The 19526-nt window shown below is 43.7% G+C and carries 21 protein-coding genes and 2 pseudogenes; 14 read left to right on the plus strand and 9 right to left on the minus strand.

What is annotated here, in order from left to right; translation table 11 throughout:
- Positions 1-241 precede the first annotated feature (241 nt).
- Entirely contained in the window at positions 242-1456 is a 1215-nt protein-coding gene (locus tag IPP77_05630) for a pyridoxal phosphate-dependent aminotransferase (GenBank protein MBL0309159.1), read from the plus strand.
- Here the strand turns inward: IPP77_05630 and IPP77_05635 are convergent.
- The 4 genes from IPP77_05635 to IPP77_05650 all read right to left on the minus strand — a co-directional run bounded on the left by IPP77_05635 (position 1437) and on the right by IPP77_05650 (position 3674).
- Complete coding sequence (locus IPP77_05635; protein ID MBL0309160.1) at positions 1437-2000, minus strand: HAD-IIIA family hydrolase; 564 nt, start codon at positions 1998-2000, stop codon at positions 1437-1439. The two genes, IPP77_05630 and IPP77_05635, sit on opposite strands and share 20 nt — an antisense overlap.
- Complete coding sequence (locus IPP77_05640) at positions 1987-2685, minus strand: nucleotidyltransferase family protein (GenBank protein ID MBL0309161.1); 699 nt, start codon at positions 2683-2685, stop codon at positions 1987-1989. Before IPP77_05640 ends, IPP77_05635 begins: the two co-directional genes overlap by 14 nt.
- A gap of 66 nt (positions 2686-2751) precedes the next feature.
- Positions 2752-3066: a hypothetical protein gene (locus IPP77_05645; GenBank protein MBL0309162.1), complete on the minus strand. Its 315-nt coding sequence runs from the start codon at positions 3064-3066 to the stop codon at positions 2752-2754.
- Positions 3067-3176: 110 nt separating this feature from the next.
- A complete protein-coding gene (locus IPP77_05650) occupies positions 3177-3674 on the minus strand; it encodes a histidine phosphatase family protein (GenBank protein MBL0309163.1) in 498 nt (165 codons plus the stop codon).
- 113 nt (positions 3675-3787) lie between these two features.
- Between IPP77_05650 and IPP77_05655 the strand changes: the two genes are divergently transcribed.
- From IPP77_05655 to IPP77_05670, 4 genes are all read left to right on the plus strand, one after another.
- Positions 3788-4165: a hypothetical protein gene (locus tag IPP77_05655; GenBank protein ID MBL0309164.1), complete on the plus strand. Its 378-nt coding sequence runs from the start codon at positions 3788-3790 to the stop codon at positions 4163-4165.
- 100 nt (positions 4166-4265) lie between these two features.
- Positions 4266-4682, plus strand: a complete 417-nt coding sequence (locus IPP77_05660; GenBank protein ID MBL0309165.1) for a hypothetical protein — start codon at positions 4266-4268, stop codon at positions 4680-4682.
- Entirely contained in the window at positions 4670-5620 is a 951-nt protein-coding gene (locus IPP77_05665; protein MBL0309166.1) for a hypothetical protein, read from the plus strand. The genes IPP77_05660 and IPP77_05665 overlap by 13 nt, the downstream gene beginning before the upstream one ends.
- 31 nt (positions 5621-5651) lie before the next feature.
- On the plus strand, positions 5652-6062 hold the full coding sequence (locus IPP77_05670; protein ID MBL0309167.1) for a hypothetical protein: 411 nt from the start codon (positions 5652-5654) through the stop codon (positions 6060-6062).
- Positions 6063-6173: 111 nt separating this feature from the next.
- Here the strand turns inward: IPP77_05670 and IPP77_05675 are convergent, their stop codons facing one another.
- From IPP77_05675 to IPP77_05685, 3 genes are read right to left on the minus strand one after another with little or no spacing between them, the layout of a single operon-like run.
- Complete coding sequence (locus tag IPP77_05675) at positions 6174-6392, minus strand: hypothetical protein (protein MBL0309168.1); 219 nt, start codon at positions 6390-6392, stop codon at positions 6174-6176.
- 39 nt (positions 6393-6431) lie between these two features.
- On the minus strand, positions 6432-6710 hold the full coding sequence (locus tag IPP77_05680; protein MBL0309169.1) for a DUF2851 family protein: 279 nt from the start codon (positions 6708-6710) through the stop codon (positions 6432-6434).
- Positions 6711-6722: 12 nt separating this feature from the next.
- Positions 6723-7703, minus strand: coding sequence for a DUF2851 family protein (locus tag IPP77_05685; GenBank protein ID MBL0309170.1), 981 nt, complete (start codon positions 7701-7703; stop codon positions 6723-6725).
- A gap of 229 nt (positions 7704-7932) precedes the next feature.
- On the opposite strand from IPP77_05685, the gene IPP77_05690 reads away from it, so the two are divergent.
- The 7 genes and pseudogenes from IPP77_05690 to IPP77_05720 all read left to right on the plus strand — a co-directional run bounded on the left by IPP77_05690 (position 7933) and on the right by IPP77_05720 (position 15032).
- Positions 7933-8793, plus strand: a complete 861-nt coding sequence (locus tag IPP77_05690) for an ATP phosphoribosyltransferase (protein MBL0309171.1) — start codon at positions 7933-7935, stop codon at positions 8791-8793.
- Position 8794: 1 nt separating this feature from the next.
- A pseudogene (hisD, locus tag IPP77_05695) lies at positions 8795-10070 on the plus strand (histidinol dehydrogenase).
- A gap of 3 nt (positions 10071-10073) precedes the next feature.
- Positions 10074-11118: pseudogene (gene hisC / locus IPP77_05700) on the plus strand (histidinol-phosphate transaminase).
- Positions 11115-12248, plus strand: a complete 1134-nt coding sequence (gene hisB, locus IPP77_05705; protein MBL0309172.1) for a bifunctional histidinol-phosphatase/imidazoleglycerol-phosphate dehydratase HisB — start codon at positions 11115-11117, stop codon at positions 12246-12248. Before hisC ends, hisB begins: the two are co-directional and overlap by 4 nt.
- Positions 12245-12832 (plus strand): imidazole glycerol phosphate synthase subunit HisH, encoded by a 588-nt coding sequence (hisH, locus tag IPP77_05710; protein MBL0309173.1) that lies wholly within the window; start codon positions 12245-12247, stop codon positions 12830-12832. The genes hisB and hisH overlap by 4 nt, the downstream gene beginning before the upstream one ends.
- Before the next feature lie 635 nt (positions 12833-13467).
- Positions 13468-14331, plus strand: a complete 864-nt coding sequence (gene hisF, locus IPP77_05715) for an imidazole glycerol phosphate synthase subunit HisF (protein ID MBL0309174.1) — start codon at positions 13468-13470, stop codon at positions 14329-14331.
- A gap of 104 nt (positions 14332-14435) precedes the next feature.
- Entirely contained in the window at positions 14436-15032 is a 597-nt protein-coding gene (locus tag IPP77_05720) for a bifunctional phosphoribosyl-AMP cyclohydrolase/phosphoribosyl-ATP diphosphatase HisIE (GenBank protein ID MBL0309175.1), read from the plus strand.
- A gap of 817 nt (positions 15033-15849) precedes the next feature.
- On the opposite strand, the gene IPP77_05725 is transcribed toward IPP77_05720, so the two are convergent.
- Both IPP77_05725 and IPP77_05730 read right to left on the minus strand, forming a co-directional pair.
- Positions 15850-16512, minus strand: a complete 663-nt coding sequence (locus IPP77_05725; protein ID MBL0309176.1) for a hypothetical protein — start codon at positions 16510-16512, stop codon at positions 15850-15852.
- A 93-nt stretch (positions 16513-16605) separates the two neighbouring features.
- Positions 16606-17031 carry a LytTR family transcriptional regulator gene (locus IPP77_05730; GenBank protein ID MBL0309177.1) on the minus strand — a complete coding sequence of 142 codons (426 nt, stop codon included), beginning with the start codon at positions 17029-17031 and terminating at the stop codon, positions 16606-16608.
- 186 nt (positions 17032-17217) lie between these two features.
- Here IPP77_05730 and IPP77_05735 point away from each other — a divergent pair, with 186 nt between their 5' ends.
- Both IPP77_05735 and IPP77_05740 read left to right on the plus strand, forming a co-directional pair.
- Positions 17218-18705, plus strand: coding sequence for a restriction endonuclease (locus tag IPP77_05735; protein MBL0309178.1), 1488 nt, complete (start codon positions 17218-17220; stop codon positions 18703-18705).
- A gap of 36 nt (positions 18706-18741) precedes the next feature.
- The gene (locus tag IPP77_05740; protein ID MBL0309179.1) at positions 18742-19212 is read left to right on the plus strand and encodes a hypothetical protein; all 471 of its coding nucleotides are present in this window, start codon (positions 18742-18744) and stop codon (positions 19210-19212) included.
- Positions 19213-19526: the final 314 nt, after the last annotated feature.

The raw sequence follows: 19526 nt of genomic DNA on the forward strand, positions 1-19526 counted from the left end.
GAGGTGTCTTTTTCTGCGGAGCAGAAAAAGACGGAGGTGGAGGAAACAAAATTTTAGAAAGTTGATAAATTTAGAATGCGGTCACTGGCTGTTTGCGGCAGGGATAGAGGCGGCATCCTTTTTCATCCATTAAAAATAAGCGAGTCGAAAAAGATATAGCCGAAAGCCCGTAAGCCGCCCAAAGATTCATATTTATTATCTCCTCGCTTTTTGTTTTCTTCGCGGTTCATTTTTAAAGACTATGCCAAAGATTTCAAAGAAAGGGCAGGAGATGCCCGCCTCGCCGATTCGCAAATTAGTTCCTTATGCCGACTCGGCAAAAAAGAGGGGGACGAAGATTTATCACTTGAACATCGGGCAGCCCGATTTGGAGACGCCGAAGCAGTTTTGGGAGACGCTGAAGAAGTTGGATATGAAGGTGCTGGAGTATTGTCCGAGCAATGGGCTGGAGGCGTATCGGAAGAAGTTTGCGGGTTATTATAACCGGATAGGGATTGAGGTGGATGCGTCGCAGTTTATGATTACGGAGGGGGCGAGCGAGGCGTTGTCGTTTGGGATGATGAGTTGTTTGAATGAGGAGGATGAAATTATTATTCCGGAGCCGATGTATGCCAACTATATTGGTTTTGCGACGGCGGGGCATATTCGGGTGCGGCCGATTCCGACTTCGATTGAAAGTGGTTTTGCATTGCCGCCGATGGCGGATTTTGAAAAGGTGATTACGCCGAAAACGAAAGCGATTTTGATTTGTAATCCGAATAATCCGACGGGTTATTTTTATAGCAAAGAAGAGATGTTGACGCTACGGGAAATTTGTTTGAAGCATGATCTTTATCTTTTTGTGGATGAGGTGTATCGAGAGTTTTTGTATGGCGATAAAACATTTTTCAGCGCCTTGAATCTGGAGGGGATGGAGCAGCATGTGATTGTGTTTGATTCTATTTCTAAACGTTTCAGCGCCTGCGGAGCGCGGATTGGAGCTTTGGTGACGAGGAACAAGGAGGTGCTGAATACGGTGTTGAAGTTCGGGCAGATGCGGTTGAGTCCGCCGTCGCTGGGGCAGATAGCCGGTGAAGGTTTGTTTGATTTAGGGAAGGAATATTATGATTCGATTCTGGCAGAATACAAGAAGCGTCGCGATGTGTTGGTGGAGGGGTTGAATAAAATACCGGGTGTGTATTGCCCGAATCCCGGCGGGGCTTTTTATGCGGTGGCATCGCTGCCGGTGCGCGATACGGATGTTTTTTGTCAGTGGATGTTGGAGCAATTTTCGCATCAGGGCGCTACGGTGATGATGGCACCGGCTTCGGGTTTTTATTCCACGGCGGGTTCGGGTAAGAACCAAGTGCGCATAGCTTATGTGTTGAACACGGAAGATTTGAAAGCAGCTATTTCTTGTTTGGAAGCAGGGCTGAAAGAGTATGCAAAGACAGAGGTTAGTGCTTTAGTGAATTAGCAAAGTCGCGGAGGGAATCGCAATAGGTGTCCACCTGTTGCTGCTCCGGTTCATTCAATTTCTTTTTATCGCCTACAAAGACGGTGAAGATACCGGCGGCTCGGCCGAACTGCATGTCGGTGGCGGCATCGCCCACTATCAGGGCTTTGGAGAAATCAATTTCGGGGAAATCACGTTTTGCCTTTTTGGCCATACCGATGGCGGGCTTGCGCATTTGGTTTACGTCTCGCTCTCTCAATTCAGTAGCGGAATAGATGGCGTGGATTCTTCCGCCATGTTTGCGCACTTCGCGCATCATTTCGGCATGGATAAAATCTAAATCTTCCTGACTCATAATTTCGCGGCCCACGCCTTGTTGGTTGGTGACGATGATGATTCGGCGAAAGAGTTGAGATAAATCGCGGATGGCATCAAGCGCGCCTTCGAGGAAATAGAACTCGTCCCAGGTTTTGACGTAATCGTTCGGGTAGTGAAGATTGATCACGCCATCTCGGTCGAGGAAGAGCGTCCAGGTTTTGTTGATTTTCAGTTCACTTAAATTCATGTTGGGCTTTTTGGTAGTCTTCGGGAATGCCGATGTCAATGAAATAGCCATCAAATGCCTTTCCGCTGAATTTCAGGGAAGAGGAGTATTTCTCTAAAACATCTTTTTCAAAGGAGAATTTTTCGGAGACTTCTACTTGTGCAAAAAGATTCTTGCGGAAGAAATAGACGCCACCGTTAACGAGGCCTTCGGTCATGAATTTCTTTTCACAGAATTCGGTAACGCGGTTGTTGGCATCCAACTCTACGGTTCCGTAGCGGTCAAAGTTGCTTAGCTTCTTCAAGGAAAGAACAAGATCACTGTTTGATTGAAAATAAAAATTGCGTAGGGCAGATAAGTCCACGTCAAAAAAGGTATCGCCATTAAGGACGTATGCTTCGTCTTGCACCATATCGAAAGCCTTCTTAATTCCTCCGCCGGTTCCGAGTGGTTCTTCTTCGATGGAATACCGGATTTTTATTCCCAAATATTCCTCACCAAAATATTCTTTGATGGTTTCATGCTTGTATCCGACGGATAGGATGGTTTCACTAATTTGGTTCTTGGCAAGGTATTGAAAGATATAGTGCAGAAAAGGTTTTCCGTTGACCGGTGCCATTGGTTTGGGCAAGTCGGAAATCACCGAGCGAAGGCGCGTGCCTAAGCCACCGGCGAGGATAATAGCAACGGATTTTGTAGCGTTCATGAGGGGCTAAAAAAATAAATCCCCACCGAATGGCAGGGATTTATTTCAATCTTTTGAAAAAAGCACCTATTTCTTAGGGGCAGTCTTGTCAACCGGTTTGATTTCGGAGGCCTTGCTGACAGGTCTAGCCTCCATTTTAACAGCTTTAGCTTCAACCCTAGCTCCGCTGTGGGCTACTTTGGTCTCTGTCCGGGCTTCGGTCTTAGCGGCTTTCTCGCCAACCTTTGCTTCGGTTTTTACCATTTTGGTTTCGGCTTTGTGTGCAGTCTTGTTTTCAGTTTTTACACCTTGAGCACTGACTGCGAGTACTGCGAACGCTACGGATAGCGTCAAAAAAACATGTTTCATTTTACTGGGTTTTTTTTGATTGAAAAATTTCAAGAACAAAAGTATTCCGGCACCCGAACCCAACTGGTATAATTAACGTTAGCTAACATGAATTTTGTGAGTTCTTGGCACTTAATGGTGGCGGGTAAAGATTTCATAATCACCTATAAGGCTTTTGGAGTCAGGAAGTATTTCAAGTGGCCTTTCACTGATGGAGGAGATAGGTGCCAATCGGGATGATTGAACTCTATCCAGACCACGCCGGTGGTTGGTACTTGGAGAACTTTTTCGTCAAGGAACAAGTTGGCAAAGTGTGTGGTAGATGGATTGTGACCTACGACGACGAGCGTCTTTATGTCTGCTTCTGTTTCTTGTACGACCTCGAGATATTCTTCGGCAGGGGATTCATAGAGGCGCTTATCGAAAAGTACATTCTCTGTTTCAAAATTTAAAGCCTTGCAAAAGTATTCAGCGGTTTGCCGGGTGCGATTGGCAGGGCTGCAAAGAATGAGGTCAGGTTTCAAACCTAAGTCTTTCAGCTTCTTTGACATTCTTAAAGTATCGTTTACCCGGTCTTTATTGATAGGTCGGTCAAAATCTGAATCAAGTGGGTTGTCCCAGTTAGATTTTGTGTGGCGGATTAAAATAAGCTGTCTTTTCATGCGACGAAAATATTGGTTTGAACAAGATATGCTTTGCTGTTTGATGATGAAGGTCAGAAATTCGCTTGATGAGACTCATTAGGAAGTTTGTGGGCTAAAACTATTTTTGCCGCGTGATTCGTAAGACGTTTGGGGTGTTATTGGCTTTCATAATCGTTGCTCAGGGCTTGATGAATTTAGGGTTGTATGCTTACTATAACCTGAACAAAAGAATGATTGCCGAGAAACTTTGTATCAACAAGAACAATCCCCAATTGCATTGTAATGGTCATTGTTATCTGACCAAGCAATTGAAGAAAGCCGAAGAAAACGAAAAGCAACAATCGCAATCCTTAAAAGAAAAGGAAGAGCAGGTGGTTACGACTCACGAAGTATTGCGCATTTCCTATTTCCCCCAGTTTGTGGAAACGGGTCTTTATATTCCTTATCCTAATTCAGGCACTACTCCTCCTTTCACGGAAATCATTCCGCCGCCTAAGTTAGTCGCATAAACATTCTTGTTGGTTATTGCCGTTCGTACAGATCTAAATGTTTAGGCTGGAGGCGATATCGCGTATTTGCTACTATTTTCTATTCTAAATCAATTAATAAATGAAAAACAATAAATCACTCATTATATCCCTCTTAGCTATTTCTGCCCTGTTCAGTATTTTCTTCGTGTCTTGCAGCAAAGATGAAAACACCCATTTGCTGACTACGGCAAGCATTATCATCGATTCACCTTTGTCTTCTTCAATTTATTCGCCAAATGATACAGTAAAAATTAGTGGTACAATCACATCAGATTCTACGCTTCATGGTTATCAGATATATCTCCGTAATAAAGCCGACAAATCGTCTATTGCGATATTTAATGTTCACGAACATGCGACCCAAATTACTATAGATCAGTTTTGGGTGAATACAATAATTACCGATACGACTGATGTAGAGCTTGAGATTATTGCTGCTCTTGACCACGATGGTAATTCAATCGGCAAAAAAGTAAGTTTCAAATGCATCCCATAATTTCATATAAAAAGGATTATGGCAACATGACGAAGTTCTGCTTCGTCATGTTGTTGTTCTTCATGGTAGGATGGAGTTCTAAGTCGCTGGGTCAATCCTGCTGTTGTACCGGCGCGGGCTCTAATTATTCCATTCTTCCTAATCTCAACAAGAATGTAGTTGGGCTGCGGTGGACATACAGCTACCTATATTCTGAAAAAATCAGTCTAAATCCAGAACTGAACGGTATGCGGACCAACATAAATTTTAATACGGCAGAATTTTTCGGTCGGTTTAATCTGAATAGACTATTGCAGTTATCCGCCTTTGTTCCAGTAAATTTTGTGAGTGAACAATCGAGGATTTCCAATCAAAAAACCACTGGTTTGGGAGATATTAGCATGATGATGCAGTTTCTTGTACTCGACCCGTTGAAATGTCACGGAAGCAAATCCAAACACCAGCTTCGCTTAGGAGTCGGCTTCAAATTGCCGAGTGGTAAGCACAAAAAAGAGGATAATAATCTTTACTCCACTAGCGTTCAACCCGGAACGGGCAGTACGGATTTTTTCTTTAACGCTATTTACACATATCGCTATAACGATTTCGGCATGAATGTCAGTGGATCGTATCGAGCCAATACGGTAAACTCCTATCGTTTTAGATTTGGAGACAAGCTAGAAGGCGGGGCTAATGCTTTTTACATTTTGAAGAGTGGCAGTTGGAGTTTTATGCCTGCTGTTGGTATAAAGTACCTTCATTCTTTTCATAACTATAATCGTGGAGAAGCAGTCTATCTTTCGCCCTCCGAAGTGCTTAGCACTAATTTTTCCTGTGATATTTTTTATAAACCATTGGCTCTAAGCCTTTCAGTTCAGCCTGTAGCATATAACTATGCGGGTGTGGGAGATGTTACTCGCAAGTTGATGCTAGAGGCAGGACTATTCTATAATTTCTAAAATTTTTATTCAATCAATTAAAACAAACAACATGAAAATCAAAACAACCGGCATCGTTGCCACAGCAATCTTTCTTTTATCCATTGCGGCTTGCACAAAAAAAGAGGATTCAGGCTATCCAAACCTGAGTATTTCATCACCTACTGCAGCACAGATGTTTAGCTCTGGCGATACGATGTACCTGAAAGGTACGGCATTGGCATCGGGAACAGATGACGCTCATTTATTGCACGAGGTGATGGTGGCAGTTAAATGGCAGGCAGACAGCTCCGTAATGTTTTCTGCTAATTACAGCACTCATGATTTAGAAAGTTTTGATTTTGACACTTTCTTCATCACACCTTCAGTAGTAACTCCCACAAATGCATTTGTTGAGGCAAAAGCCGAAAACCACATTCCGATGGTGACTACTAAAACAATTTCAGTCATGATACATCCATAGTAATTTACCCTGTTATCAGCAATCCCCGACAATTCTCGTTGGGGATTGCTGATTTTAGCTAACACTAATAGGGCGCTGGGATATCGCTAAATATTCTGTTTAGAGAACGGATTAGAAATCCCAAACCGGGTTTCGTTTTCTATGGATGAAATACTTCATCCGCATCCAAAATGCAAGGATCATATAGAGAATAACTGGTGAGCCTACAGTAAGAAAGCTGGTATAAATAAAGAACAGCCGAATGTCTCGAGCGGGCATTTTGAGTTTTTCTCCAATACGCTCACAAACACCGAATATACGTGACTCGATGACAAAACGAGTGGACTCCAAGGACATCATTTTCATGGTTTTATTCCGAAAGTTATAAAATCATTTTAAAATCTTATTTCCAATAGCACATTCCAGACAACGAAAATGACTACAGTATTCAGTTTTTAATTGTAACAAAGCCTGGGTATCGAATGCATCGTTAGGTTTTATCCCTAATAGTATCCAATTTTTAATTATAGCATTATCTTCTGCTTCACATTCTTCTAGAAGCTTCAATGCGCGTTCGCAATATTCCTCTTGGTCCTTATACTTTCCATAGGCAAATAGCACTGGTGCAACCGCATTGATTAGGAGAACGTTTTTCGCCCCGCTACCCAGACGAAACTTTACTTATTTTGAAAGTTTGTCAAATACATAATGTTGCTGCCAATAGTCAGATACAAGCCCATCAAAAAGCATCTGAATCTTCTTAGGACTCTTTATCTCCAAAATTTGAGAAAATATCTTTTCCTCGTTGTTCATAATAGAAGCCAATTGAGCTAAACGTATTGTAGGAAAATTAGAAGGCCGAAGGCGTAAAAATTTCCACTCATGTTTTTCGATAGGCTTAAGAGAATATAAGCGTTTGAGATATAAATACTCTTTACGAAGCTGATTAGGATATTCATCCTCCGATTCTTCTTCTAAGAAACCAGCCTGGCCGAAAACCAGCGCTTCGAGTTGCAATGATTCGTCACGATGCTTCGCCCAAATCTTGACGGGCAGGGACTGGGCAAGCCGAGTAAAGGGTTCTTTATTAATGGATGCACCAAGATAGCGTGCGCACATTACAAACATGATTTGCTCCCAATCATTTTTTGATTCAGAAAGTAATGCTTGTATCTGTTGCACTTTGTGCTCCATGCGTTCTATAGCAAGGCGTTCCATAAAATGCCTAACGGTAAAGTGATTTACCTGATTAAAAAACTTTTGACAAGGAATCCAGCTTTTTCGCTGCTCTAATTCTTCATAGCGTGCTAATATTCCGGGCACGATAAGGTCTTTTAACTCTACGACCTGAATGGCTTGGCCTTTTTCATTATAGGTGTTCTTGTTCCCATTTTCATAAACGACATGGAGAATGACGTTATTATACGCCTTGTCTCGATCATGCCGATGTTTGTGCCAATCATCTCCATTGACATGCAATTCCACTGTTCCGGCCCAAACCACATCGCCGTGTCGAACCCTGGCATTTTGAAAATCAGCTCCAGAGTTTGCATTCTGTTCTCCTGGGTGAAGTATATCAACCAGATGTCCTTGAACCGATGTTAGGGTAAATGGCTGAAACATTCTGAACTTCCAGATAAACTGTAGTAGTTGCTCATTCATATTTCGAATATAATCATCTGCAAAATAGAGAAATGAATGGTTTGTGTTAGTCTATTGTAAATCTTTTTCAATATTCTATATTTGCACCCGTATGTTAGTTAAGAAAATTCAGAGCATGTATCACCATCTTCATTCAATCTGCATGAGTGCGGAGCGTTATGATGTTTGATGAGGGATCATCCAATTATATAAAGCCCGCACGCTGCGGGGCGTTTTAATTTAAAAAAGTATGGATAACAAATTACGGATTGCAATTCAAAAATCAGGCAGGCTGAACGAGGACTCGCTCAAACTTATCAAAGACTGCGGCATTTCCATAGATAATGGAGAGGATCAGCTTAAGGTTACTGCGCGCAACTTTCCTATGGAGGTGTTTTTTCTTCGTAATTCTGACATACCTCAGTATGTAGAAGACGGAGTAGCAGACATTGCAATCATCGGTGAGAATGTTCTGATGGAGAAACCTAATCAGGTGAATACCATTCAAAAATTAGGTTTCAGCAGATGCAAGGTGTCGCTTGCCATACCCAAAAACGAAGAGTACTCAGGCTTATCCTATTTCAACCAAAAAAAATTGGCAACCTCTTATCCCAAGACGTTAAAGTCATTTCTGGAGAAGAATAAACTCACTGCCGAGATTCACGAGATATCAGGTTCTGTGGAGATAGCTCCCAATATCGGTCTGGCAGATGGGATATGCGATATTGTGAGTACCGGCTCCACTTTGTTTAAGAATGGATTGAAAGAAGTAGAAGTCCTTTTCTATTCCGAGGCGGTATTGATTGCCGCTCAGAAAATGGATGTGGATCGAAGAAAATTATTCGATAGATTTCTGTTTCGCATACACTCGGTTCTGGCTGCTCGCAACAACAAATACATCTTGCTCAATGCCCCTAACGAAAAGATCAAAGAAATTATTTCTATTCTTCCTGGAATGAAGAGTCCTACGATTCTTCCACTGGCAGAATCAGGATGGAGCTCGCTGCATTCGGTGATTAGCGAGAAAGAATTTTGGGAAAAGATAGACGCGCTTAAATCCGCCGGTGCCGAAGGCATTCTAATAGTTCCGATTGAAAAAATGGTGATGTAAGATGAAAATTATTAAATATCCCTCTAAAGAAGATTTGCCGAAACTACTCCGCCGGCCGAAACATGATGCGGATGAGACAAAGGTTTTGGAAATACTATGGCAGGTACAAGTTAAAGGTGATGAACAACTGCGGAAATACTCCTTGCAGTTTGACAAAGTCCGTATCAAAGGTTTTCGTGTTTCGGCTTCTGAAATTAGAGATGCCATTAAAAAAGGAGACAAGAAACTGGAACGAGCTATTCTGACGGCTTGTAGAAACATTCAGAAATTTCACGCTGCTCAAAAACAAAAGGTGAAGAAGATAGAAACCACCAAAGGCGTGGTTTGCTGGCGCGAAAGTCGCCCGATTGAAGAGGTTGGCTTATATATCCCCGGCGGAAGTGCGCCCCTTTTTTCTACTGTGCTGATGCTTGCCATTCCGGCAAAACTTGCTGGCTGTAAAAGAATAGTGATGTGCACCCCTCCTGATAAAAAGGGGGGCATTCACCCTGCTATTTTACTTGCATCACAGTATTGTGGTGTAGATGAAATTTACAAAGTAGGAGGTGCGCAAGCGATTGGCGCAATGGCTTATGGTACAGAAAGCATTCGACCCGTGCAGAAAATATTCGGACCCGGAAATTCCTATGTTACCATGGCAAAGCAACTAGCGCAAAAAGACGGAGTCGCTATTGATATGCCCGCCGGGCCTTCTGAAGTATTAGTTGTGGCGGATGAAACTGCTGATCCTTCATTCATTGCGGCTGACCTGCTTTCGCAGGCGGAGCATGGACCTGATTCGCAGGTTATCTTTGTTTCACTTACGGAGAATCTTTTGCGTGAGGTAGAATGTGAATTGACGAAGCAATTGAAGGACCTACCACGTAAAACTATTTCACAAGATGCCTTGAGTCATTCCAAATTCTTCTTGGTGAAGACCAAGCAAGATGCAGTAGATATTATCAATGAATACGCTCCCGAACATTTAATCATTGCGGCGAAAGACGAAAAGTACTTCCTAAAGAACGTGAATAATGCAGGCTCGGTTTTCATTGGCAACTACACACCCGAAAGCGCGGGCGATTATGCTAGCGGGACCAATCACACACTGCCTACTAATGGATATGCACGCATATAGTGGAGTATCGCTCGATTCGTTTGTCAAGAAAATAACCTATCAAAAGATTTCAAAGGGGGGAATAAGAAAATTAGGAAACACAATTGAAACGATGGCGGAAGCAGAGGGTTTGCTCGCTCATAAAAATGCAGTCGGCATCCGTTTGAAAAAAATAAAGTAGAACATGTTTGATATAGAAACTATAGTCCGGGATAATATCCGGAATTTGAAACCCTATTCTTCCGCACGCAGTGAGTTCCAGGGTGATGCTCAGGTGTTTTTGGATGCCAACGAAAATAGCTTTGGTTCTCCTCTGCCTGAAAAATACAATCGTTATCCAGATCCTTTGCAATTGGAGTTAAAGGGAAGGCTGAGTAGCATCAAGGGCGTTCCTGCACAGAACATCTTTCTAGGCAACAAGAGCGATGAAGCCATTGATATCCTGTTCCGTATTTTTTGCGAACCCCAAAAAGACAATGTCATCATCTGTCCGCCTACATACGGCATGTATGAGGTGAGTGCCAACATTAATAACGTGACTTTAAAGAAAGTCCCTCTTCTTCCGACGTTTGAACTGGATGTGGAGAGCATTCTTGAAAATGAAGATGCGCAATCCAGATTGCTTTTTGTGTGCTCTCCTAATAATCCGACTGGAAATTCTTTGAACATAGATGATGTTGAATTACTCATTCAAAAGTTTACAGGAATAGTGGTGATAGATGAAGCTTACATCAATTATTCCATGCAGCCTTCGTTCATCAGGCTACTGACTGACTATCCAAATCTGGTTGTGATGCAAACCTTTCAAAGGCATGGGCTTGGCGGTTCTTCGACTTGGAATGGCTTTCGCATCCGAAGCAATCATTGAATACATGAACAAGGTGAAGCCGCCCTATAATGTAAATCTAGCCACTCAGGAATTAGCTATGGCCGCACTAGATAATATCAATTGGGTGAATGACCATATTCGCCAAACGGTGAAGGAAAGGGAGCAGATAATAGAGCAGATAAAATCTCTTCCGCTGATTGAAAAAATATTTCCTACCGATTCAAATTTCTTCCTAGCGAAAATGAAAGAACCAAGGAAGGTTTACGATTATCTCGTATCGAAAGGTATTATCGTTCGCGATCGAAGTAATGTGACACTTTGCGAAGGTTGCCTAAGAATAAGCGTAGGAACTCAGGAAGAAAATACGCTGCTCATAAAAACCTTAAAACAATATTCATGAAGAAAGTTTTGTTCATAGACCGCGACGGAACCATTATCCTTGAGACGGATAATTTTATGATTGATTCCTTTGATAAACTAAAGTTCTTTCCGAAAGTATTTCAGTATCTCGCACGGGTTGCCTGCGAGATGGATTTCGAATTGGCTTTAGTCACCAATCAGGATGGGTTGGGAACTAAGGAATTCCCCGAAGAAAATTTCTGGCCTGTCCAAAATTTTATCATGGAGACTTTTAAGGGAGAAGGCGTTGAGTTTAAGGAGGTTCATATTGACAAATCATTTCCGCACGACATGCTGCCAACGCGCAAACCGGGCACCGGAATGTTGACAAAATATTTTTCGCCTGAGTATGATTTGAAAAACTCGTTCGTTATTGGCGACCGGATTACGGATGTGATGCTGGCTAAGAACCTCGGTTGTAAATGTATCTGGCTGAACGATGGCAGAGGCTTAGGCGTAACTGAAATCTCGGAAAAGGAACAGGAACTGGCCGAGTATATTGCCCTCGATACCCGCGACTGGGAAAAGATTTACAATTTTCTGAAAGGCGGATCGAGAAGGACAAGACATATTCGCACTACCAAAGAAACCTCTATCGTGGTAGGAGTTGATTTAGACGGAACCGGTAAGGCGGAAATATCTACCGGTTTGAATTTCTTTAATCACATGTTGGAGCAGATTGCCAGACATGGTGGTATTGATTTGAAGATAGTTGCCAAAGGAGATTTGCACATTGACGAACACCATACTATAGAAGACACCGCGATTACTCTGGGCGAAACATTTCTTAAAGCTTTAGGCGATAAAAGAGGAATTGAGCGCTATGGTTATTGTCTGCCGATGGATGATGCCTTGGCACAAGTGGCCATTGATTTCGGTGGAAGGAATTGGATTGAATGGAACGTTGAATTCAAAAGAGAAAAGGTAGGCGATGTGCCTACCGAGATGTTCTTTCATTTCTTCAAGTCGTTCAGCGATGCAGCCAAATGCAACCTCAACATCAAAGCCGAGGGCGAAAATGAACATCACAAAATCGAAGCCATCTTCAAAGCATTTGCCAAGGCCATTAAAATGGCGGTGAAGCGTGATGTGACCAACCTTCAACTACCTTCCACAAAAGGGCTCTTGTGAAAGTAGTCATCATCAATTACGGAGCCGGCAATACACAATCCGTGAAGTTTGCATTGCAACGATTAGGCGCAAGCCCGATATTGAGCGATGATAAAACCGAAATACTTTCCGCCGATAAACTAATCTTCCCAGGTGTCGGTCATGCAAAAGCGGCGATGAATGTGTTGAAGGAGAAACAGCTCGACCGTTTGATTCCACAATTAAAGCAGCCGGTGTTAGGAGTCTGTCTCGGCATGCAACTTATGTGCCGATTTAGTGAAGAAGGAAATACAGACTGCCTTGGCATTTTTGATGAAACGGTTAAACTCTTTGAGCCAAAACTCAAAGTGCCGCACACGGGCTGGAATCAGGTCATCACTTCTTATCCAGCAACTAACAACCAACAACTAACAACTAATGAAGACTGGTTCTACTTCGTTCATAGTTACTACGTTCCAAAAAATGAATACACCACTCTGAGTTGCAATTACATCACGGAGTTCTCTGCCGCGATTCAGAAAGACAATTTCTACGGTATGCAGTTTCATCCCGAGAAAAGCGGCGAGGCCGGAGAAAAATTACTCATGAAATTTTTAGAGCTATAATGTTCATTATACCCGCCATAGATATCATTGACGGACATTGCGTGCGCCTTTCGCAAGGCGACTATGCGCAGAAGAAAATCTACAACGAGAACCCGCTCGAAGTCGCGAAAGAATTTGAAGCAGCAGGTATCGAGCGCCTACATCTGGTTGATTTGGATGGAGCGAAGTCGCATCACATCGTTAATCACGCCGTTCTTAAAGAAGTATCGGGCAACACCTCTCTGCAAATTGATTTTGGCGGCGGAATAAAAAGTGATGAGGATGTAAAGCTCGCCTTTGAAAACGGAGCAAAACAAATCACCGTGGGCAGTATTGCCGTAAAATCGCGCGAGACAGTTTTAAAATGGTTGAAGCATTATGGCCCCGAGAAAATAATTCTTGGTGCCGATGTAAAAGGCGAATCCATCGCCATCAACGGATGGCAGGAAAGCAGCTCGCTCAATCTTTTCGACTTCCTAGAAGATTACATTCAGCAAGGTATCCGGTATGTTATCTGCACCGACATTTCTAAAGATGGCATGTTGCAGGGACCCTCCTTCAATCTTTATCAAAAAATTCTTTTGCGTTTTCCTGAAGTAAAACTGATTGCCAGCGGAGGCGTTAGCGAGATGAATGATTTAATCCGTCTGAACGAAATGGGTTTGTACGGCGCTATTGTCGGCAAGGCAATTTACGAGGGAAATATTTCGCTTGATCAACTCTCTTCATTTCAAAGCCCTTCCCTTCGGGGAGGGTTGGGAGGGCTTGCCAAACGTATCATCCCTTGCCTTGACATCAAAGATGGGCGCACGGTCAAGGGGGTCAACTTTGTCAACCTGCGCGATGCGGGCGATCCGGTGGAGCTTGCCAAAATTTATGCGGCCGAAGGAGCCGACGAACTCGTGTTCCTCGACATCACCGCCACGCACGAGCGCCGAAAAACTTTGATTGAACTGGTAGAGCGCGTGGCGCAGAACATCAACATTCCTTTCACCGTTGGCGGCGGAATTGCCTCGGTGGATGATGTCTATGCCTTGTTGCAAAGCGGGGCCGATAAAGTTTCGGTCAACTCCGAGGCGGTGCGCCATCCGCAACTGCTGAATGAAATCTCTGACCGGTTCGGCAATCAATGTTTGGTGTTGGCGATAGATGCCAAAGAGGTGAATGGAATTTGGAAAGTATTTCTCAACGGCGGGCGACTGGAAACCGAAAGAGAATTGTTTGAGTGGGCGAAGGAGGGCGAGCAACGCGGTGCCGGTGAAATTCTTTTCACCTCTATGAATCACGACGGAACAAAGAACGGATTTGCGAACAATGCCTTGCGGCAACTTTCTCAAACCGTCAACATACCGGTCATTGCATCCGGTGGCGCCGGAACCATGCAGCACTTTTTCGATACCTTCACCGAAGGCAAAGCCGATGCCGCTTTGGCTGCCAGCATTTTTCACTTTAAAGAAATCAGTATCCCCGATTTGAAAGCATATCTCAAACAAAAAGGATTAGTCATACGAAGCTATTAGGATGAAAAGATATTTCGCACAGAGGCACGGAGAATACAATTCTCGGCTGTTATCTCTGTGTCTCCGTGCGATAAATAATAATTTATAAAAAGGAAAAACGGACTATGAAAATTGATTTCACCAAAGGCGCGGGACTTGTTCCCGCCATCATCCAGGACGCTGCTACCGGTGCGGTGCTCATGCTCGGCTTTATGAACGAAGAAGCCTTTCAGAAAACGCAGACCGAAAAGCGCGTCACCTTTTTCAGCCGCAGCAAAAACCGCTTGTGGACCAAGGGTGAAGAGTCCGGCAATTTTCTTGATGTGGTTTCCATCCTGATTGATTGCGACCATGATACGCTTCTTATAAAAGCAAAACCCCACGGACCGGTGTGCCACACCGGTACCGATACCTGTTGGAATGAAAAGAACAGCGCCCCTCCGCTTGCTTTCCTTGCCGAACTGGAAGCCACCATCGCCGCGCGCAAAAATGCAGCGCCGGAAGATTCATACACCGCAAAACTTTTCTCCAAAGGCATCAACAAGATTGCACAGAAGGTGGGCGAAGAAGCCACCGAACTCATCATCGAAGCCAAGGATGACAATCCGGATTTGTTTCTGAACGAAGCCGCCGATTTGTTGTTCCACTACCTCATCCTGCTGCGTGCAAAGGGCTATGGACTGGCCGATGTCATCACCGTGCTCGAAGGCCGTAAGAAATAAGCAAATCATTTGGGCGGCTTACGGGCTTTCGGCTATATCTTTTTCGACTCGCTTATATTTTAAAGGATGAAAAAGGATGCCGCCTCTATCCCGGCCGCAGTGCAGCGCTCTTCATCAAGTTCTATAGATAAAAACAAAAGTCTTTAGGACGTTTGTTTTTGAATAGCACAAAACAAATACTGACTGTGCATTATAGCTCCGTAGGAGCTATATGTTTGGTAGTAAATAAACAGCCACTCATTCAATTTCCGTCGGAACGTTCGATACAAAACATTCGGTCGCCCCGATGGGGCTTGGCTTGGTTGACTGTAAATTCTCTACCAAAGGCTTTGACCCTACGGGTCAAGGAATCAGTGCCACACATCTTTATATAAGCTTTCGAACACTTATGGGCACAGCCTACGCTCAGTTGGGTTTGATGTTTGCAGAGATTTTTATGCATTACTGCTACCATCCATTTCCCGCAACCAATATCTATTTATTGCGCGAATACAGCCCAAAAATAAGGGCCCTTCGGCACGGCACAAGGGCCCTTCTCTTTCCGATGAGGACCCTTGTCTGACGGATGAGGGTTCTTCTCTGGCAGCGAAGGGCTCTCCTCTCTGCCATAAGGACCCTTATCCAGAGAATAAGGACCCTTGTTTATTGCGACAAGGACCCTTGACTGGCGCATGAGGTTCCTGTTCTGGAAAATGAGGGCCCTTGGGTGGCTGACAAGGACCCGAAAATTGAAAATAAGAGTCTATGCTAAGAGCGTAAAACGCAAAAACCCCGCAAAAAGCGGGGTTTTTTGAATAAAATGAACCTTTGAAGGGGTTTAAGATGTTGCTCCTAAAGCAATAATAATAGAATTGGCGGCGCTCCAGGGACCTGCACCCGCAGAATTTACCGCCCGCACCTGTACCCAAACCCGCTGACCTGCATGAGCCGGATTGGAAAGGTCAATAGCAGTAGAAGAAACATCATGGTCGAACGGCACCCAGACGATGGGGTCTGTGCCAAAAGGGTCATTGAAAGTGTAGCGCATGTTGTACCAAATATGGCCGAAGTGATGCACGGCATCCCAATGCGCATCTATGTGTCCGAACAAGTCATTGTGCGTTAAAGAAAGATTCTGAGCCTGCGGCGGACTCGTAACATCGGGAGCATTGAAGTCCTGAATAAACATGTTAGCGCTTTCAATAATCGCCGGGTCGCCACCACTCACGTTTTGAACGTATGCCGTTACTTTTACGCCTATATCCATCGCTGCCTTCTTTTTCAGTTTAGAGTCGGCCACCGCCATGCTCAACTGATGCTTTAGAGTGGTTACCAGCGTTTCGGCTGCTTCCCAGGCATCGGTGGCCAGAGTCCAGTCTGCCAAGGATGGAAGGGGTACTGAAAAATTAATATTGCCGGTCATCGCTGCGATGCAGGCGCGGAAGAGGGCGATGACCACCGTGGCGGTCTTGCCATACATTTTTAAGATTGCTTTGCTCATATAGTTTTTGTTTTAGAACTGCAAAAGTATATGCGGCGGGCATTGCGGCAGAAAAAGGTGATGAATGGCCACCAAGTGGGTATGAACGGCGATTTAGTCCGGTATTTTGGCCTTTATTTTTCCGTGCGGAAAATAAATTTCGCGCACTTTTTTGATGTGTGTCTTCGAAACGGCCACCGTCATTCCGTTGGACATTAGGAGGTGTAGTTGTTTACTGGCTGTTTTCGCCTGATAGCAGTCCACCACATGTTTGCGGTTGATAATCACCCCGCGATTGACGGTCATAAACTCGGGGAGCTTCAACAGGTGGCAGTCCTTTACGGTCAGCTTCACATAGTATTCTCTGGATTTAGGAGACCCGCTCCCTTCGTCCTGCTCCAAGTGGTGATACCGGATGTAGTTAGACAGCTTGGTGGCCAGCACCAGTTGGTCGTAAAAAATTCTAACAGATCGTTCGAAACCCTGCACAGGTAGCAAGAAATAATCATCCATAGCGATATTGGGTTTTTGGTGTACCAAAATGACAATTGTGTATGCCTTGCTAAGATAAAGCGGAAAAGGGAAATTGTCAAGTGGGGGTTATTCAGCTATATGCTGGATGCTTGGAAGGGTGTGGGCTATGCCTACACCCAGGAGGCGGGATTCCACATTCGCTATGTTTAAATCGAAAAGCTCGACTACTCAAATAATCTTTTTATTCGCCCAATGGCAAAACACCAACTGAAACCCCACACCATCTATTGCGGCGACAACCTCAAGATGCTGCAAGAAGTGCCCGACGAATCTGTTGACCTTGTTTATATAGACCCGCCCTTCAACAGCAACCGAAACTATGAAGTGTTTTGGGGCGATGCCGCCGAAAAGCGCGCCTTCAACGACCGCTTTGGCGATGCACAAGCCTACATAGACTACATGCGCCCCCGCGCCGAACAACTTTATCGCGTGTTGAAAAAGACGGGCAGTTTCTATTTCCATTGCGACTGGCACGCCGACTCTTATGTGCGCCTCATGTTGGATGAAATATTTGGGGCAAATAATTTTCGCAATCATATTATTTGGCAAAGAACCAATGCACACAATGATGCAAAGAGTCAGTTTGGTGTAGTGAACGATTCTATTTTCTATTATGCTAAATCAGATAAAACTTCTTTTAATGTTCAATACACTGCTTACGATGAAGATTACATCAAGAACTTTTACAGGTTCGATGATAATGATGGGAAGGGAGTATATCGGATGGGTGACATGTCAGCACCAGCAGGTGGAGGAATGGCTGCAATAAACAAGAAAACCGGAAAGTCAAATGGATGGTACTACTATAAAGGATATGAACCACCAGAAAGAGGTTGGAGATATTCCGAAGAAACCATGAAGAAATTGGATGAAGAGGGTAAAATTTATTTTCCGATAGATAAAAAAGGAGTTCCTGACTTTAAAAAGCGGCTGGCTTTCAAAAGATATTTGAACGAACAAAAAGGGCAATTGATTTCAAATGTCTGGACGGATATACAAAACCTGCAAGGTGCATCGAAAGAAGCATTGGGCTACCCTACACAAAAACCCATTGCGCTGATGGAAAGAATACTGGAAGCGAGCAGCAACAAAGGCGATATAGTGTTAGATGCTTTTTGCGGATGTGGCACTACTTTGGTGGCAGCGCAAAAGCTGGACAGAAAATGGATAGGCATAGACATTTCGCCCACCGCTTGCCGCGTGATGGCGCAAAGACTTTGGGATATTTTTAAACTGGATGAAGGCAAAGACTTTGAACTTTCCGACTTGCCACACACCGAAGAAGAACTGCGGCAGATTCCGCACTTCGAGTTTGAGAACTGGGCGGTCATTGCCCTCGGCGGCATTCCAAACAAAATCAAAGTGGGTGATTATGGAATAGATGGAAAACTTTATCCGGTAGATTTAGTAAAGCAGAAGAAAACCGGCTCCGATTTGTTTGGCGACAGCGATATTTATTATCCCATCCAAGTGAAACAAAAAGACAAAGCGGGCCGACCCGACATTGATGCCTTTGAAACCGCCATCCGCCGCGACGGCCGCCGCAAAGGCTACTTCATCTCTTTCGACTACACCTCCGATGCCATCAAAGAAATCAAGCGCCTCGACAAAGACGGCGAAATAGAAATTGTACCGATTACGGTGAAGGATTTGTTGCGGAAGGAGAGTTGGGGAAATTAGGGAAGAGATCCAGAAGCAACAAAGTAAAATAGAAATATGTCTCAATCATCATTACAAGTGCTAATTGGAGTACTGTCAATATTGGTAGTATTAATTACCGTTTTTTTAAAAAAATCACATGATGAATTAAGAGATGTTAAGTCAAAACTATCTGAAAAAAAATTTGATACCTATAATGAAATACTGGCGGTGCTTTTTGACATTGTAAAGCAGCAACAGAAGCTAACGACAATATCAGAGGATGAAACTTTAAGTCGTCTAATGAATGTAAAGAGGGACTTAATGTTGTATGGAAATGATAAAATTATTCGAAAGTTTTTTGAGTGGGAAGAAAATCAACTGAAAGTTGGCTATCGTTTATGGAATTGGGCAGAATTGGCTGCTTTAGCAAGGAGAGATATGGCCTACCAATCTACATCTATCACTGCCGACGATATTTTGAGATCTCTATTTAGAAATCGGCACGAGTATTTGGAATTCAAAGAGGAATTTATCCTCAAAAAATAATCGAAATTCCCCTACCGGTAGGCGTCTCACCAAACTAAATAGGTGGACGAAGACTACAAAAGTCTTTAAAACCTTTGGTTTTGACTTTATTTCACGCAGAGGGCGCAGCGTAGCTGGGAACACAGAGAAAATACAGTAAAAAGACTCCATACTCTGCATCTCTGCGCGCTCCGCGTGAAATGTATTCTTGATTTGAAAAGACCTTGTAAGGACAATCTATATTGATGAGCGCTGAGCTGCGCGAGAGATTGCAGTGGAAATCCTTTTCTTCTTTTAAGAATATACGAGTAGAAAAGATTGGAACGTAAAGCCCG

The organism is Bacteroidota bacterium, from assembly GCA_016722375.1.
Taxonomy (GTDB): Bacteria; Bacteroidota; Bacteroidia; order Chitinophagales; family LD1; genus Bog-950.

What these genes read in the sequence shown, in the direction of transcription:
- IPP77_05670 (MBL0309167.1), top strand. Translation starts at nt 5,652, where the DNA reads ATGAAAATCAAAACAACCGGCATCGTTGCCACAGCAATCTTTCTTTTA.
- IPP77_05665 (MBL0309166.1), top strand. Translation starts at nt 4,670, where the DNA reads ATGCATCCCATAATTTCATATAAAAAGGATTATGGCAACATGACGAAG.
- hisB (MBL0309172.1), top strand. Translation starts at nt 11,115, where the DNA reads ATGAAGAAAGTTTTGTTCATAGACCGCGACGGAACCATTATCCTTGAG.
- IPP77_05640 (MBL0309161.1), bottom strand. Translation starts at nt 2,685, where the DNA reads ATGAACGCTACAAAATCCGTTGCTATTATCCTCGCCGGTGGCTTAGGC.
- IPP77_05650 (MBL0309163.1), bottom strand. Translation starts at nt 3,674, where the DNA reads ATGAAAAGACAGCTTATTTTAATCCGCCACACAAAATCTAACTGGGAC.
- IPP77_05740 (MBL0309179.1), top strand. Translation starts at nt 18,742, where the DNA reads ATGTCTCAATCATCATTACAAGTGCTAATTGGAGTACTGTCAATATTG.
- IPP77_05725 (MBL0309176.1), bottom strand. Translation starts at nt 16,512, where the DNA reads ATGAGCAAAGCAATCTTAAAAATGTATGGCAAGACCGCCACGGTGGTC.
- IPP77_05630 (MBL0309159.1), top strand. Translation starts at nt 242, where the DNA reads ATGCCAAAGATTTCAAAGAAAGGGCAGGAGATGCCCGCCTCGCCGATT.
- IPP77_05685 (MBL0309170.1), bottom strand. Translation starts at nt 7,703, where the DNA reads ATGAATGAGCAACTACTACAGTTTATCTGGAAGTTCAGAATGTTTCAG.
- hisF (MBL0309174.1), top strand. Translation starts at nt 13,468, where the DNA reads ATGGGTTTGTACGGCGCTATTGTCGGCAAGGCAATTTACGAGGGAAAT.
- IPP77_05720 (MBL0309175.1), top strand. Translation starts at nt 14,436, where the DNA reads ATGAAAATTGATTTCACCAAAGGCGCGGGACTTGTTCCCGCCATCATC.
- IPP77_05735 (MBL0309178.1), top strand. Translation starts at nt 17,218, where the DNA reads ATGGCAAAACACCAACTGAAACCCCACACCATCTATTGCGGCGACAAC.
- IPP77_05635 (MBL0309160.1), bottom strand. Translation starts at nt 2,000, where the DNA reads ATGAATTTAAGTGAACTGAAAATCAACAAAACCTGGACGCTCTTCCTC.
- IPP77_05660 (MBL0309165.1), top strand. Translation starts at nt 4,266, where the DNA reads ATGAAAAACAATAAATCACTCATTATATCCCTCTTAGCTATTTCTGCC.
- IPP77_05690 (MBL0309171.1), top strand. Translation starts at nt 7,933, where the DNA reads ATGGATAACAAATTACGGATTGCAATTCAAAAATCAGGCAGGCTGAAC.